The 15,143-nt window shown below is 67.5% G+C and carries 14 protein-coding genes; 1 reads left to right on the top strand and 13 read right to left on the bottom strand.

The genetic code is table 11. The annotated features are described in order from the left end of the window. Positions 1-13: 13 nt before the first annotated feature. The 13 genes from ACFVTM_RS05975 to ACFVTM_RS05915 form a co-directional block, all read right to left on the bottom strand. Positions 14-415 carry a hypothetical protein gene (locus ACFVTM_RS05975; RefSeq protein ID WP_390202464.1) on the bottom strand — a complete coding sequence of 134 codons (402 nt, stop codon included), beginning with the start codon at positions 413-415 and terminating at the stop codon, positions 14-16. A 5-nt stretch (positions 416-420) separates the two neighbouring features. Next, a complete protein-coding gene (locus ACFVTM_RS05970; protein WP_390202463.1) occupies positions 421-2,469 on the bottom strand; it encodes a helix-turn-helix transcriptional regulator in 2,049 nt (682 codons plus the stop codon). A gap of 115 nt (positions 2,470-2,584) precedes the next feature. After that, on the bottom strand, positions 2,585-2,980 hold the full coding sequence (locus tag ACFVTM_RS05965; RefSeq protein WP_018772903.1) for an FKBP-type peptidyl-prolyl cis-trans isomerase: 396 nt from the start codon (positions 2,978-2,980) through the stop codon (positions 2,585-2,587). Between the two features lie 39 nt (positions 2,981-3,019). After that, positions 3,020-3,955, bottom strand: coding sequence for an FKBP-type peptidyl-prolyl cis-trans isomerase (locus ACFVTM_RS05960; RefSeq protein WP_390202462.1), 936 nt, complete (start codon positions 3,953-3,955; stop codon positions 3,020-3,022). Positions 3,956-4,066: 111 nt separating this feature from the next. Further along, positions 4,067-5,431 carry a Pup--protein ligase gene (gene pafA / locus ACFVTM_RS05955; RefSeq protein WP_390202461.1) on the bottom strand — a complete coding sequence of 455 codons (1,365 nt, stop codon included), beginning with the start codon at positions 5,429-5,431 and terminating at the stop codon, positions 4,067-4,069. A gap of 1 nt (position 5,432) precedes the next feature. Beyond that, positions 5,433-6,140 carry a proteasome subunit alpha gene (gene prcA / locus ACFVTM_RS05950; protein ID WP_390202460.1) on the bottom strand — a complete coding sequence of 236 codons (708 nt, stop codon included), beginning with the start codon at positions 6,138-6,140 and terminating at the stop codon, positions 5,433-5,435. Between the two features lies 1 nt (position 6,141). Next, positions 6,142-6,984 carry a proteasome subunit beta gene (prcB, locus tag ACFVTM_RS05945; RefSeq protein ID WP_390202459.1) on the bottom strand — a complete coding sequence of 281 codons (843 nt, stop codon included), beginning with the start codon at positions 6,982-6,984 and terminating at the stop codon, positions 6,142-6,144. Between the two features lie 86 nt (positions 6,985-7,070). Beyond that, the gene (locus ACFVTM_RS05940; protein ID WP_026266331.1) at positions 7,071-7,274 is read right to left on the bottom strand and encodes a ubiquitin-like protein Pup; all 204 of its coding nucleotides are present in this window, start codon (positions 7,272-7,274) and stop codon (positions 7,071-7,073) included. A gap of 91 nt (positions 7,275-7,365) precedes the next feature. After that, positions 7,366-9,039 carry a depupylase/deamidase Dop gene (dop, locus tag ACFVTM_RS05935; protein ID WP_390202458.1) on the bottom strand — a complete coding sequence of 558 codons (1,674 nt, stop codon included), beginning with the start codon at positions 9,037-9,039 and terminating at the stop codon, positions 7,366-7,368. Continuing rightward, complete coding sequence (gene arc, locus ACFVTM_RS05930; RefSeq protein ID WP_390202457.1) at positions 9,036-10,847, bottom strand: proteasome ATPase; 1,812 nt, start codon at positions 10,845-10,847, stop codon at positions 9,036-9,038. Before arc ends, dop begins: the two co-directional genes overlap by 4 nt. Before the next feature lie 84 nt (positions 10,848-10,931). Continuing rightward, positions 10,932-12,011 carry a tRNA (adenine-N1)-methyltransferase gene (locus ACFVTM_RS05925; RefSeq protein WP_390202456.1) on the bottom strand — a complete coding sequence of 360 codons (1,080 nt, stop codon included), beginning with the start codon at positions 12,009-12,011 and terminating at the stop codon, positions 10,932-10,934. 103 nt (positions 12,012-12,114) lie between these two features. Beyond that, positions 12,115-13,302: a site-2 protease family protein gene (locus tag ACFVTM_RS05920; protein WP_390202455.1), complete on the bottom strand. Its 1,188-nt coding sequence runs from the start codon at positions 13,300-13,302 to the stop codon at positions 12,115-12,117. After that, positions 13,295-14,080, bottom strand: coding sequence for an HAD family hydrolase (locus tag ACFVTM_RS05915; RefSeq protein ID WP_390202454.1), 786 nt, complete (start codon positions 14,078-14,080; stop codon positions 13,295-13,297). Before ACFVTM_RS05915 ends, ACFVTM_RS05920 begins: the two co-directional genes overlap by 8 nt. A 153-nt stretch (positions 14,081-14,233) precedes the next feature. On the opposite strand from ACFVTM_RS05915, the gene ACFVTM_RS05910 reads away from it, so the two are divergent. Beyond that, positions 14,234-15,139: a PAC2 family protein gene (locus ACFVTM_RS05910; protein WP_390202453.1), complete on the top strand. Its 906-nt coding sequence runs from the start codon at positions 14,234-14,236 to the stop codon at positions 15,137-15,139. Positions 15,140-15,143: the final 4 nt, after the last annotated feature.

The following is a 15,143-nucleotide window of genomic DNA, read 5'->3' as shown; positions in this document are numbered from 1 at the left end:
ATACATCCTATGTCTAACGCGTTTCGATGTCGCGCAGCGCCTGGGGTTGCCCGAGGTCCTTCTTGCGTTGGATGCGGCGCAACCGGCGGGCGTTCTGCCGGGAGAACTTGGATGCGTGGTAATCATGACGCATCCGGGCAGGCGAGGCAAAAACGGCGCTTCCGGGTTCCGGCCGGGGGGCCGCGTCCGCGCCGTCCGGGGCGTCCGGGGCGTCCGGGGCGTCGGCGTCGGCTGCTGTGGGCCCGGAACCGGGGTCCGCAAGTGACGGCACGTGGGAAAAACGGTCCGCGGCTTCACCCAGTTCCCTAAGCGCCGTTGTGGCTTGCCGGTACAGCCGCACACCGAGCACGCCGTAGAACAGCAGCGAAATCGCGACGAGCGCTATCCAAATCAGGATCCAGGACCACCAAGGCATGCGGATCAGTCTATCGGGCGATCCGAGGAGTCTTCGTATTGCGTCAGGGCGGCGGCGAGCCACTCCCGGGACGCGTCCGCGACCGCGCCCGGCTGCAGGATCCGCACCATCCCGCCGTGCTGGGCCACGAACATGGGCAGCCAGTCGGTGCTGCCGAACCGGATTTCGGCGAGGAGGCCGCCGTCGGGCAGGGCCGCGGTCCGCTCGGCGTAGTAGTCGTCGGCGAGGCCGGTGCCACGAGGCGCAAGTTCCACGACCACTACCGTGTCGTCGTCGTTCGGGGTGAAAAGTTTCACCGGGAAGCTGTCCGCCGGGTTCGCCGTCGCGGCCACCGGCCGGCCGTTGGGCGCCAGGGCCTCGATCCGGTCCAGCCGGAAGTTGCGCAGGCCGTTGGCGGAGTGGCAGTACGCCTCGAGGTACCAGGTGTTGTCCAGCGAATAGAGCCGCAAGGGGTCCACGTCGCGTTCGGTCACGGCGTCACGCTGCGGCGAGAAGTACGTCATGTGCAGCTGCGCGCCGGCCACGATGGCCGCGCGGGCGGTTTCGAGGGTTTCGGTGTTGCCCGGGGCCACCTCGGGGCCGGAGAGCGCGGCCGCCTTGAGCCCCTCCTCCCCCGCCGCGGCCATGAGTTTGAGCGTCACGGATTCCAGCGCGCCGCCCTCGGCGATCTCGGGCAGGCCGTTGAGGGTCTCCAGACCGGTCAGGAGGGCGCAGGCCTCGTCCACGGTGAACCGTACGGGGCGGGTCAGGTCCAGGTCCTGAGTGATGAACACGTGGTCATCGTCCCACTGAATGTCCAGCAGATCGTCGGGGTAGCCTTCCGGCAGGCCCGAGCAGATCAGGATCCGCAGGTCATCCTCCAGGGCCTTGCGGGTGATCCCGAACCTGGCGGCGACCTCGCTGATGTGCAGTCCCTGGTTGTGGACCAGGAAGGGCACCAGTTGCAGCATCCGCTTGAGCTGATCCTCGGAAGTGCGTTTGCGGGGCCGGCCGGCGCGTCCGGTCTCCGGGAACGCCACCTCCGGCGCAGGCCTGGCAGCGAACGCGGCGGCGGCGCTAAGGCGGCGGCGGACGGCGGCGGCAACTTCGGGCGGTGAAATCACGGTGACCCGGGGACCGTAGGAGGCCAGTTCCTCGCCCAGCGTCTCGGCGTCGCGGAAGGTCACCGCGAGGCGGTCGGTGCCGGCCGCGCGCGGCCGTTCCCCAGCTTGGTGTGCCCCAAATTCCAGCGCCCCAAGTTCCAGAGCCCCGGCCGGAACCGGCAGGGCGCGTTTGCGGAGCCCCAGGAGCCGTCCTTTCTCGACGTCGACGACGGCGGTCTGCACGGGCAGTTCGGCCAGGCCGGCCAGTTCGGCGCGGACGTTGAAGCCGGCCGGGGGCGTGAAGCTCTCCTTGTCCATCACCGTCACGGCGGACGTCAGGCGGGACAGCCGGAAGAACCGTTTGTCCGCCCGGTCCCGGTCGTGGCCCACGAGGTACCACTGGCCGAAGCGGCTGCCCAGGCCCCAGGGCTCCACAAGCCGTTCCTGCTCCTCTCCCGTGCTGCCGGCCAGGTAGCTGAACCTCACCGGGTGCTGGGCGTGCATCGCTGCGACCAGGTCTTCGAAGGCCTGGCCGGCGGGGCGGATGCGCGGCTGGACCCCGGTGGGAAGTTCGGCGTCGACCAGGCCGCCGGCGGCCTGCAGCTTGCGGACGGCGTCCACGGCGGCGGAGCCGAGCGCGGCGTGCTCCCAGAGCTGCGCCGCGAGGATGAGGACTGTGCATTCCTCCGGGGTGAGGCTGACGTCGGGCAGCCGGTTGGATTCCTTGCCGATCCGGTAGCGGGTGGTCGCCGGGTCATCGGAGCCCCAGCCCGTGTCCATGACGGTTTCGACGTCGAAGCCGAACTGGCGCAGCTCGCCCTTGTCCCGTTCGAACATGCGGCCGAAGGCCACGTCGGTGCTCGTGGTGTCGTGGTAGACCTTTTCGCGGAGCTCGCTGCGGCGCAGGCCGTACTTGGTGTTGAGCAGGGCGATGAGCAGGTTCAGGAGGCGTTCTGTACGTGAGGCGGACACCTCGCAAGGGTACTAAAGCCGATCCCGGAAAATGAGGAAAGCGCGGCAACAGCCGGAAGAACTTTTCCGATTGTTACCGCGCTTCCGCAGCACAGTGGCCCCGGGGTGTCGTCCGCTAGCGGACGGCGACGAGGTCCACGACGAAGATCAGGGCTTCGTTGGGGCCGATCGCCCCGCCGGCGCCACGGGAGCCGTAGGCAAGCTCGGACGGGATCTCCAGGCGGCGGCGGCCGCCGACCTTCATGCCCAGCAGGCCCTGGTCCCAGCCCTGGATGACCTGGCCGACGCCGACCCGGAAGTCCAGCGGCGCGCCGCGGCCCCAGGAAGCGTCGAATTCTTCACCGGTGGACCAGGCGACGCCCACGTAGTGGGTGGAAACGGTGTCGCCGGGCTTGGCCTCGGCGCCGTCCCCTTCGATCAGGTCGGTGATGACCAGTTCGGTGGGGACGTCTCCTTCGGGGAAGTCAATTTCGGGCTTTTCGCGGTCGAGGTTGCGCTGTCCAAATGACATGGTTGCTCCTTTGAGGTGACGTGTGGTGGATGCGGTGGATTACTTGACGCCGAGGATGTCGACGACGAAGACGAGGTCGCCCTTGGCGTCGCCTTGGCCCTGATCACCGTAGGCGAGGTCCTTCGGGACCACCAAAAGGACGCGGGAGCCGACCGTCTTGCCGGTCAGGCCCTGGGTCCAGCCCTTGATGACGCCGGTCAGCGGGAAGGTGGCCTTCTTGCCACTTTCGAAGCTGGAATCGAAGACCTTGCCGGTGGCGAGGGCGACACCGACGTAGTTCACGGTGATGGTGTCGGTTTCCTTCAGGGCCTGGCCCTTGCCCTTGATGAGGTCCTGCGAGACCAGCGCGGTCGGTGCGGCGACGCCGGCGACCGAGATCTCCGGGATGCCCTTGTCGTTTTCCTTGACGGTCGGCAGGCCGGCCGGCGGCGTGACGGCGTCGCCCTCAGGCTTGTCCAGGACCGGCGGTGCGTCCTTGGCGGCGAGCACCTTGACGATCAGGAGCTGCGTCGGCTTGGCCTCGGTACCCTCGGCGGCGGCCTGGCCGGGTACGGCCAAGGCAATGTGGGAGCCAATCTTGGCGCCCACGAAGGCGTTGTAGATCACGGGGCTGCTGGTCTTGAGCTCATCGTTCAGCTCCAGCGGCTCGGGATCGTTCGGGAACGTGTCCTCGAGGGTGGTGCCGTCCGTGCCGTTGAAGGCCACGATCGAGATGTCGGCGATCTGGTTGGCTTTGACCCGGTCGCCGCCGCCCTCGGTGACCACCTTGACAGTGGGTTCCTTGACGTCGAGCGGCTTGGTGAAGTCGACACCGGGGGCCTTCTTGTCACCGTTCTCCGTCAATTTGACCGAGTCCAGCTTCGCGACCTCACCCGCGGACTGGCTGGTGGGTTCCGGAGCCGGAGGCGCTTCGCCGCCGCCGCAGGCGGTCAGCAGCAGCAGTCCGGGAAGAAGAATTGCTAGTAGTCGGCGCACTTGGAAACTTTCGTCGAGGCAGGGTGGACTCAGTGCCGATCGGTTTCCCGTGGCAAAGAAAGCAGCGGCCGCAAGGCGGCCCTACCTCAGAATAACGTGCAAAGCTGGGTATCAGCCCATCGAGTCCAGCAACGCATCCACCCGGTCGTCCACGCTCCGGAACGGATCCTTGCACAGGATGGTCTGGTGCGCGCGGTCGTTCAGCTTCAAATGGACCCAGTCCACCGTGTAGTCGCGGCCCAACTCCTGGGCGCGCCGGACGAAGTCGCCGCGGAGTTTGGCCCGGGTGGTCTGCGGCGGGGCATCCACCGCATCCTTGACGGCCGTGTCGTCCACTATCCGGCGGACGGCCCCTCGGGCCTGGAGCAGGTAGAACAGTCCGCGGCCGCGGGAAATGTCGTGGTAGGTCAGGTCCAGTTGCGCGATCCGGGGCGCGTCCAGCCCCAGCCCGTGCCGTTCCCGGTAGTTGTCCATGAGCTTTTTCTTGATGGCCCAGTCCACTTCGGTGTCGATCGTGCTCGTGTCGCCACTTTCGATCGCGTCCAGCGTGCGCTCCCAGAGGTCCAGGATCAGCGGCACGTGTGCGTTGTGGGCGCCGTGTTCGGCCACGAACGCCGTCACCTTGCCCAGGTACTCGCGCTGGATTTCCAGGGCCGTGAGCTGCCGGCCGTTGGCGAGCCGGACCAGTGCCCGGCCGCTGAGGTCGTGGGAGATTTCCCGGATGCTGCGGATCGGGTTCTCCATGCGCATGTCGCGCATGATCACCCCGGCCTCGATCATCCGAAGGATCAGGTCCACCGTGCCGATCTTGAGCAGGGCTGTCGATTCGGACATGTTGGAGTCGCCCACAATCACGTGCAGTCGGCGGTAGAACTCGGCGTCGGCGTGCGGCTCGTCCCGGGTGTTGATGATGGGCCTGGAACGGGTGGTGGCGGAGGAGACGCCCTCCCAGATGTGGTCGGCCCGCTGGGAGAAAGCGAAGGTGGCGCCGTGCGGGGTCTTGAGGATCTTGCCGGCCCCGGCGATCAGCTGCCGGGTCACGAGGAACGGGATGAGGATCTCCGCGAGCCGGGAAAATTCGCCGCGGCGCGGGATGAGGTAGTTTTCGTGGCTGCCGTAGGAGTTCCCGGCCGAGTCCGTGTTGTTTTTGAACAGGTACACGGTGCCGTTGAAACCCTCGGCTGCCAGGCGTTCCTGGGCTTCGTCCACGAGGTCGCACAGGATCAGTTCGCCGGCGCGGTCATGCGCGATCAGCTGGGCGAGGTCGTCGCACTCGGCCGTGGCATACTCCGGGTGGGACCCCACGTCCAGGTAGAGGCGCGAGCCGTTGGTCAGGAACACGTTGGAGGACCGTCCCCAGCTGACCACCTTGCGGAAGAGGTAGCGGGCTACTTCCTCGGGCGCCAGGGGCCGGGACTCCGGGCTTGAATAGGAAATTCCGAATTCGGTTTCGATGCCGAATATGCGCTTGTCCATCTCACTTCTCCTCAGCCAGCAATGCCACGATGTCCGGGTCCTCGAGCCGGCGGAATGCCCGCCGGGTGCCGCGTCCGCTCTCCGAGGCCCGGTCCAGTACCGCGACTTCCAGTGCGGAGACTGGCAGCGTGGTTGTTTCTTTGTCCGCCACGAGTCCGGCGAGGGCCAGCCGGATGGCGCCCGCGAAGTCGAGTTCGCCCTGCCAGCCCGCCGCGACTGCTTCGGACACCTTGTCCGCCTGGCCGCCCATGACGATGAAGCCATGTTCATCGGCGATGGAGCCGTCAAAGGTCAGCCGGTAGAGGTGGTCCGCCTCCTGGGTCTGAGCGACCTCGGCCACGGCAAGCTCCACCTCGAAGGGTTTCTGTTCGGCTGTAAACACCGCGCCGAGGCTCTGCGCATAGACGCTCGCGAGGCCGCGGGCCGTGACGTCCTCGCGGTCATAGGAGTAGCCGCGGACATCGGCGTAGCGCACCCCGGCTTGCCGCAGGCTTTCGAACTCGTTGTACTTCCCGACGGCCGCAAACGCGATTTTGTCGTAGATCTCGCCGATCTTGTGCAGTGACGGAGACGGGTTCTCGGCAACGAGGGCAATCCCGTCCCTGCAGCTGATCACCACTACCGAGCGTCCGCGGGCGATGCCCTTCCGTGCGAAATCCGCACGGTCCTTCATCAGCTGTTCGGGCGATACATAGAATTGCTGGGTCATGTCAGGCCTCCCGCTGGGCGACGGCCCGGGATTCGATGACTCTGCCGGCCACAGCGGCGAGCTCGCGCTCCGGCACCCGGACGGCACCTGAGCGGTTCACGACGTACACCACGGGCCATAATTGCCGGACCGGATCCGGCCCGCCCGTGGCGGAGTCGTCGTCGGCGGCGTCGTACAGTGCTTCGACGGCGACCGCCACCGCGTCCTGCTCCGAAAGGCCCGGGCGCCACAGTTTCTTCAGCGCGCCGCGGGCGAACATCGAGCCGGATCCCACGGCATGGTGCTCCTGCTCCTCATAGCGGCCGCCCGTGACGTCGTAGGAGAACAGCCTGCCGAAGCCCGCTGGCCGATCAAATCCAGCGAACAGCGGGACGACGGCGAGGCCCTGCATCGCCATGGGCAGGTTGCCGCGGACCATGGCGCCGAGCCGGTTCGCCTTGCCGTCCAGGCTGAGCAGCGTGCCCTCGATTTTCTCGTAGTGCTCGAGTTCAACCTGGAACAGCCGGGTGATGTCGAGGGCGATTCCGGCCGTTCCGGCAATGCCCAGCACGGAGTACTGGTCGGCGGGAAAGACCTTCTCGATGTGCCGGCTCGCGATCACGTTGCCCATGGTGGCGCGGCGGTCCCCCGCCATCAGCACTCCCCCGGCATAAGTCATCGCCACGATCGTCGTGCCGTGCGGGACCTGCAGCGGCGCCGCCGGCTGGGCGGCATGCCCAGCGGCCGGCAACTGGTTGTACGGTACTTGGCCAAAGGGCATTAAGTCAGGCCGTTCGCGCTGCAGATGCTCGGTGAATGAGGACGTCGCGTTGGCTGCTACTCGGTTGGCTGTTGTTTCCTGCACTAACGCTCTCCCTCAACGTGGTGGATCAACGACTCTTCCGGCCCTTAGCCCCTCCCGCCGCCCTCATCCGGCGGCCGGCGGCGCTCCTACTGGCCGCCCTTTTGGACGAATGCGCGGACGAACTCCTCGGCATTGGACTCCAGGACGCCGTCGATCTCATCGAGGAGATCGTCCACGCCCTGGGTGGCTGCCGACGCCTGGGCGTCCGCGGGGGCCGGAGGCGCGGCGGGGACGTCCTCGTCAACCTCGGTGTCCCGCGACTGCGGCTGCTGCTGCTCCTGGCCTGCCATTGTTCTCTCCTTCATGTCCGTCCCTTTTCTCCTAAGGGACATCCTGTAGCAATAGTGCCACGCCGGGGCCGCCTGCGGGGGCCTTTTGTTCCTAGGAACCGGGGCTGAGTCCCAGCAGTTCGGCCAGGAACGTTCCGGCCTCGCGGTGCCGGGCAAACAGGCCGCCGGTGAGGGCTTCGGTTCCGCGCAGCGGCTCGCGGGTGGGGACCCGCTGGAGCCTGCCCCGGCCGGGGAGATCGAAGATCACCGAGTCCCAGCTGGCCCCCGCGAGGTCCGCGCCGAACCGGCTGACACAGCGTCCGCGGAAGTACGCCCGGGTGTCCGACGGCGGTTCGGTCACCGCACGGGCGATCGCGGCGTCGTCGACGATCCGTTGCATCCGGTCGCGGGCCAGAAGCCGGTAGTACAGCCCCTTTTCGGGGCGGATGTCGGCCCACTGCAGGTCCACCAGGCCCAGCCGCGCGCTGTCCCAGCCGAGGCCGTCACGCTGGCGGTAGCCCTCCAGCAGGGACAGCTTGGCGAGCCATTCCACCGAGGAGGCGGCCGCGGCCCGGTCACCGCCGAGCTCGGTCAGGGTGGCGGACCACCGTTCGAGCACCTCGTGGGTGTGGCCGTCGCCGTCCACGGCATCCGCGACGCCGGTGTCCTGGGCGTGTTTCGACGCGGCTTCGAAGTAGATCCACTGCAGGTCCAGGGCGGTGATCCGTCGGCCGTCGCCCAGGCGCAGGAGCGTGGTGAGCGAGGTGTCGTGGCTGATGGCCTGCAGGGCGGCGACGGGCTCGTGGACTTCGATCCGCGGCGCCAGCCCGGCCTCGATCAGGCTCAGGACCATGGCGGTGGTGCCGAACTTGAGGAAGTTGGACGCCTGGCTGAGGTTGGCGTCGCCAATGATGACGTGGAGCCGGCGGTATTTGTCCGCGGTGGCGTGGGGTTCGTCCCGGGTGTTGATGATGGGCCGGCGGATGGTGGTTTCCAGGCCCACTTCGGTTTCGAAGAAGTCTGCGCGCTGGCTGATCTGGTAGCCGGCCCGGGCGCTGTCCTGGCCCAGGCCCACCCGCCCGGCACCGCAAATGATCTGCCGGGTGACAAAAAACGGCGTGAGGCCCCGGACGATCTCGCCGAACGGCACCGAGCGGGGCATGAGGTAGTTCTCATGCGAACCGTAGGAGACCGATTTGTTGTCCGTGTTGTTCTTGTACAGGTTGACCGGCGGCAGTTCGGAATCGGCGGCCAGGCGGCGGACAGCGGCCAAAGCCACGAGGTCACCGGCGGCGTCCCACGTCACGGCGGCCCGCGGGTTGGTCACCTCGGGGCTGGAATACTCCGGGTGGGCGTGGTCGACGTACAACCGTGCGCCGTTGCCCAGCACCATGTTCATAAGCAGCGTGCCGGATTCGTCCTCGCCGTCGGCCTCCAGTTCCTGCCGGCCGTAGGCGAGGGCGATCGCCTCGGCGTCGAGGACGGGAGGCTGGTCGGTGAGCTGTTCCGGGTCAGCGCTGCTGCGCTCCAAGGTCCAGCCGCGGGCGTCGTGCAGCGGCTCCTCGTCGGTGTAGTCCCACCGCGTTTCGGCGCCGCCGGCGGCGCGCTGCCGCGTCACCTGGGCGTACGCCTGGATGACCCGGGCAGACATCATGGTGGCGTTGGCACCCGGGGCCGAGGGCGCGTGGATCCCGTATTCGGTCTCCGAACCCATCACCCGCATCGCACCGCCAACCGGCAGCCCGCCGGCCGAGTCGGCCGGCTTGCCGGGGACAACAGCCGTCACAGGTACTGCCCTGTGCTGGGCATCGTCTCGATGGACTTCCCGGGCTCCTGCCCGGCCTTGCCTTGGACAATGGTGCGGATGTACGTGATTCGCTCGCCCTTCTTGCCGGAGATCCGTGCCCAGTCGTCCGGGTTGGTGGTGTTGGGCATGTCCTCGTGTTCACGGAACTCGTCCACGACCGCACGGAGCAGGTGGTCGATCCGCAGGCCCTTCTGCCCGATGGTCAGCAGGTCCTTGATGGCGTACTTCTTGGCCCGGTCCACGACGTTTTGCACCACGGCGCCGGAGTTGAAGTCCTTGAAGTAGAGCATTTCGGTGTCGCCGTTGGCGTAGGTCACCTCGAGGTATTCGTTGGACTTCTCGGTGGAGTACATTGCCTCGACGGTCCGCTGGACCATGGCGTCCACGGTCGCCTGGACGTCGCCGTTGTGCTCGGAGAGGTCGGACTCGTGGAAGGGCAGGTCCGTGGTGATGTACTTGTTGAAGATGTCGGCCGCGGCCTCGGCGTCGGGACGCTGGATCTTCACCTTGACGTCCAGCCGGCCCGGCCGCAGGATCGCCGGATCGATCATGTCCTCCCGGTTGGACGCGCCAATCACGATCACGTTGTCCAGCCGTTCGACGCCGTCGATCTCGCTGAGGAGCTGCGGGACAATGGTCGTTTCGACGTCGGAGGAAATGCCGGTGCCGCGGGTGCGGAACAGGGAATCCATTTCGTCAAAGAAGACCACCACCGGGCTGCCCTCGGAGGCCTTCTCCCGGGCCCGCGCGAAGATCAGGCGGATGTGCCGTTCCGTCTCGCCGACGTACTTGTCCAGCAGCTCGGGTCCCTTGATGTTCAGGAAGTAGCTTTTCATGTCCGTCTTGCCGGCGCGCTCGGCGGCCCGCGCGGCCAGCGAGTTGGCCACGGCCTTGGCGATCAGGGTCTTGCCGCAGCCCGGCGGGCCGTACAGGAGGATGCCCTTGGGTGCCTTCAGCCCGTGCTCGCGGTACAGGTCAGGGTGCAGGAACGGCAGTTCGACGGCGTCGCGGATCTGCTCGATCTGCGGGCCCAGGCCGCCGATGTCCTGGTAGGTGATGTCCGGAACCTCCTCGAGCACGAGGTTTTCCACCTCGGAGCGCGGGATCTTTTCCAGTGCGTAGCCGGTGCGTGAATCGATCGAGAGCGCGTCGCCCACACGGAGCCGCTGGGCGAGCAGGGCACCGGAGAGCCGGATCACCCGCTCCTCGTCGGCGCGGCCCACCACCAGCGCGCGGTCCGGTCCGAGCATTTCCTTCAGCGTGACGAGGTCCCCGGCGCGTTCGTAGCCGAGCCCGGCGACCACCATGAGGGCCTCGTTGAGCAGGACTTCCTGCCCGACGGCCAGCTGGCTGATGTTGACCAGCGGGCTGATCCCCACGCGCATTTTGCGGCCGGCGTTGAAGATGTCCACGGATTCTTCCGTGGCGGCCTGGCCGCTGTTCCCGGCGGTCGGCTGCCGCTTGGGGTTCAGCTGGAGGATGGTGCCGAAGCTGTACGGCGGCTGTCCCTCTTGGTCGAGGGCGTTCTTGAGCCGGAGGATTTCGGCTTTGGCGGTTTCCAGCATGCTGACGAGCTTGGAATTGTTCTGCGTCGCCGCGGCAAGCTGGCGGTCAATATGGCGGAGCTTGTCCCGAAGGATATTGACCTGCCGTTCTGCGACGGACAGCTCACTGGCGGGGTACCGCTCGCCCTCGCCGGCTGCGGCCCGGGCCGCATCCGAGCGTGCGGTGGCATCCGCTGCGTCCTCGGCCGGTGTGCGGCCCGGGTCAGTGTTCGGAGTCTCCATCGTGTATCAGCCCCTTCCTGCGCTTCTGTTAAGACCATAGTCCTAAGAAGGCTGGTGCCGCTGGAGACATCCTAAATATGCTGCCTAGTTCGTTATCTCGGGGGCGTCCACGACGTTTGTTCCGGCGATTGCGTCGCGGGCGGCGCGGCGCAGTTTCTTGTCCGAGACGGCCCGCTCGCCCACGGCGCCTGGGGTCCAGGCATTGACGTCTTCTTCGTTAAAGTCGGTCTTCGAGGGGCGGCGCTTCACGGAGATTCCCGTGACGCCATCGGCCAGCCGGCGGGTTACGAGCAGGAATCCGGTGTGGGCGACCATGCGGTGATCGGGGCGGACGGCCAGGCCCTCGAGGTGCCAGCCGCGGACCATGGATTCCCACGCGTCGGGTTCGGTGAACCGTCCGTCGGCGCGGATGGCTTCGGCTGTCCGCGAAAGCTGCGTCACAGTAGCGACATAATTGATCCACACCCCTCCCGGTGCCAGGACGGTAGCGACGGCGTCGAGGCATTCCCACGGGGCGAGCATGTCCAGGACCACGCGGTCCACGGAGCCGGGCTCCTCGGTGCGCACCACTTCCTCCTGGAAGTCGCCCAGCGAGATCTTCCAGGCCGGGTGCGGGCCGCCGAAGATGGTCTCGACGTTGCCGCGGGCGATGTCCGCGAATTCCTGGCGGCGCTCAAAGGAATGCAGGTAGCCGTTGTCCCCCACCGCGCGCAGCAGCGAGATGGACAGTGCGCCCGAGCCGACGCCGGCTTCGACCACGCGTGCGCCGGGGAAGATGTCCGCCATGGTCACGATCTGGCCGGCGTCCTTGGGGTAGACCACGGCCGCGCCGCGCGGCATCGAGAGCACGAAGTCCGACAGGAGCGGGCGCAGGGTCTGGTACTGCTGCCCGACGTTGTTGACCACCACAGAGCCGTCCGGCTGCCCGATGATCTCGTCATGGTTCAGGAATCCCCGGTGCGTGTGGAAGGCGCCGCCGACTTCGAGCGTGATGGTGTTCATGCGGCCGCGCTCGTCCGTGAGCTGGACCCGCTCGCCCTCGCGGAACGGTCCGCGGCGTCGCCCTGCGCCGGTCGCGGCGGTGGAGGCAGCAGTGTCGCCTGCGGCCGTGTTGATGCCTGCGGCGGGGGCGGTGTTAGTGCCTGCGGCGGTGTCGCTGCTCATGAAGATGTTCCTCGCTCCTGTAAAGATGTGTGGCCGCGGACATGCCGGCGGTCACCGGTCCTTGCGCGTGGGGGGCCGGAAAATTCACGACCGCCCAGTAACTCTACCGGTTCTGCCCCTGGTTCTGCCGCTCGCTCCGGTACTTGCCCGTGATGGCCTTGAGCACAGCGGACTGGCGCAGCAGCCCGGTGACGACGCCGTCGCGGTCCACGACGGCGTACTCCTGGCCTTCGAGCTGGGCCAGGTACTGGACCAGCTCCTGGCCCTTGGACCATTCGGGGACATAGGCGCCGGCGCCAAGCGGGTAGGCGACCGCGGTGAGGGCAGTCGCCCCGGCCAGTGCGGCGGGCACGGTGGCCGCGGCACCGGCGTCGACGATGCCGACGGGCCGGCCGTCCCGGTCGCACAGCACCACGGCGGGCTTTCCTGCCGGCGCCCGGTCAAGGAAGTCCGCCACTGTGGCGGTTTCCGGAAGGCCGACGGCCGGCTCGGCGAGGGCCGCGGCGTCAACAAGGTACAGCCTGCCGCGCAGGCGGGCCTGCTGGATGGACGCCGACGCCCCCATCCACAGGAAGCTGCCCACGAGGGCGGTGATGAGCGTGAAGGTGATATCCGGCCGCTGGCCGCTGAGCAGGGGCAGGATAATGAACCACAGTGCCAGGGCGACCACGATGATCCGACCCGCCCAACCCGCGGCAATGGTGCCCTTTTCCTGGCTGCCTGTGACTTTCCAGACGGCGGATTCGACCAGCCGGCCGCCGTCCAGCGGAAGGCCGGGCAGCACGTTGAAGATGCCGATCAGCAGGTTGGCCCAGACGAAAATGTTGGCCAGGATATCGGCAACACCCCGCACGTCCCCGAACGAGAGCAGGAGCCAGCCTGCGCCGGCCAGGACAAAGTTCGCGGCCGGCCCGGCCATCGCCACCAGTACGGAGCGGCCGGGTGAGGCCGTGAAGCTTTGGAACTGGGTGTGCCCGCCCCAGAGGTTGAGGACAATCTTTTCCGTAGGCCAGTGGAACAGCTTCGCGGTCAGCGCGTGGGCGAGTTCGTGCGCCAGCACGGAAATCAGGAGCAGCAGGGCGTAGGCGAAGGCGACGAAGAAGGCGGTGATCCCAAGGCGCGGATTGTTGCTCTGCAGGACCGGCCCGTACGCGATCACGGTGAATGCCGCGATGATGAACCAGGAATAGGCCAAAAATACCGGGATGCCGGCAATGCGGCCCAGCGGGATCCCGTCCCGGCGGCTGGCCGTGCTCTTGCCGGGCTGTCCCTGGCTGCCGGTGTCAGCCACGGAGATGGCTCCCCGCTGCGGTCACGGTTGAGTGCAGGCCTGATCCGGTGTCTGAGTCGGCTGCGGGGCCGAAGGTGGCATCCGGGAATTCCTGCCGCAGGGCCACAAGCTCTTCAAGGTCGGCAACGGTGCGGCCTTCGAGGGTGTCCCAGGTGGCGCGGCGGGGGTCATGCGGGAGGGGCAGGATGTGCGGGATGGCGACGGTGACGACGCCGGAGGCTACGGCGGCGGCGACGCCCGGGACGGAATCCTCCAGGGCCACGCAGTGGTGGAGGCCGAGTTCGGGATCCTGCTGCTGCAGGAGTTCCACGGCCGTCAGGTAGGCCTCCGGGTGCGGCTTCCCTTGCGTGACGGTATCCCCGGTGACGAGGAACTCGAAGTAGGGCTCGGGCAGGCTCGCGACGATCTCCCGGGCCAGCGGGCCCTCGGACATGGTGACGAGGGCGCAGCGGACACCGGCGTTGTACAGTTCGTCGAGCAGTTCGCGGGCTCCCGGCCGCCACGGAACGGAGTTCCGGACCTGGCTGATGACGTGGCCAGTGAGCGTGTCGATGATCTCGCGCCGTTCCAGCTTCACGCCGGCGTCCTGCAGGATGCCCGCGGAAAACGTCAGGGCCTGTCCCACGAGCTGTAGGGCCTGCTCCTGGGACCATTGGCCCCCGTGGGCTTCAACGAGCGCGCGTTCGGCTTCGATCCAGTAGGGCTCGGTGTCGACAATCGTGCCATCCATGTCCCAGAGTGCTGCTTTAAGGAGGGGCCGGGAAGCTGAGGATCGCATGCTCTCCAGTCTACGGGGAAGCCCTCGGCCCTGAGCCCGCGCTACGCCTACGGCGAATTCCGGCCGCCCGGCCGTGGGATTCCCGGCGGAAATTCCACGCTCTCGGCGCTCCATTGCCTGCGCACGGCGGGGTGTTGGACGTAGGGTGATGGCATGAACAGCTTCGAGGCAGACCCCACCGAACCAGGCGCCGTCTCCGAGCCGGAGCGGCTGCTGCTGCCCGTCCCCGAGGGCCGGCGTATCACCGTAATGCTGGCTGCCTTCGAGGGCTGGAACGACGCCGGCGAGGCTGCCAGCGATGCCCTGCGCTATCTGAACAAGCTCTGGGGCGGCAAGAAGGCCGCGGCGATCGACGCCGACGAGTACTACGACTTCCAGTTCACCAGGCCAACGATCCGCCGGACGGCGGCCGGCGAACGGAAAATCAAGTGGCCGTCCACACGGATTTTCAAGGCCAGTGTCCCCGACTCGAACGTGGACGTGATCTTTGTCCAGGGCACCGAGCCGTCCTATAAGTGGCGTGCCTACACAGCAGAACTGCTGGTCCATGCCGAGGCCCTGCACGTGGACTACGTGATCCTGGTCGGGGCGCTGCTCGCCGATGTTCCGCACAGTCGGCCGATTCCGGTGAGCGCCTCCACGGACGACGCCGCCCTGCGCGAACGCATGGATCTCGAGGCCTCGCAGTACGAGGGCCCGGTGGGGATTGTCGGCGTGCTGGCCGAGGTGTCCCTGCTGGCCGGGCTACCCACCGTGTCGCTGTGGGCCGCCGTACCGCACTATGTCGCCCAGGCGCCGTCGCCCAAGGCCCAGCTTGCGCTCCTGCACCGGATCGAGGAGCTGCTCCAGGTCCCGCTGGACACCACGGAACTCGTGGAGGAGGCCGACGCGTGGGAGCGGGGCGTGGACGAGCTCGCCACCGAGGATCCCGAGATTGCCGCGTATGTGCGCCAGCTGGAGGAGGCGAAGGACACCGCTGACCTCCCGGAGGCCAGCGGTGAATCGATCGCCCGCGAATTCGAGCGCTACCTCAAGCGCCGGGGCAAGGACAAGCCCTAAAGGA

It is taken from the genome of Arthrobacter sp. NPDC058130, from assembly GCF_042884475.1.
Lineage (GTDB): Bacteria > Actinomycetota > Actinomycetes > Actinomycetales > Micrococcaceae > Arthrobacter.
Note: the sequence above shows the minus strand (reverse complement) of the source record. Positions and strands in the feature narration are given on the sequence as shown.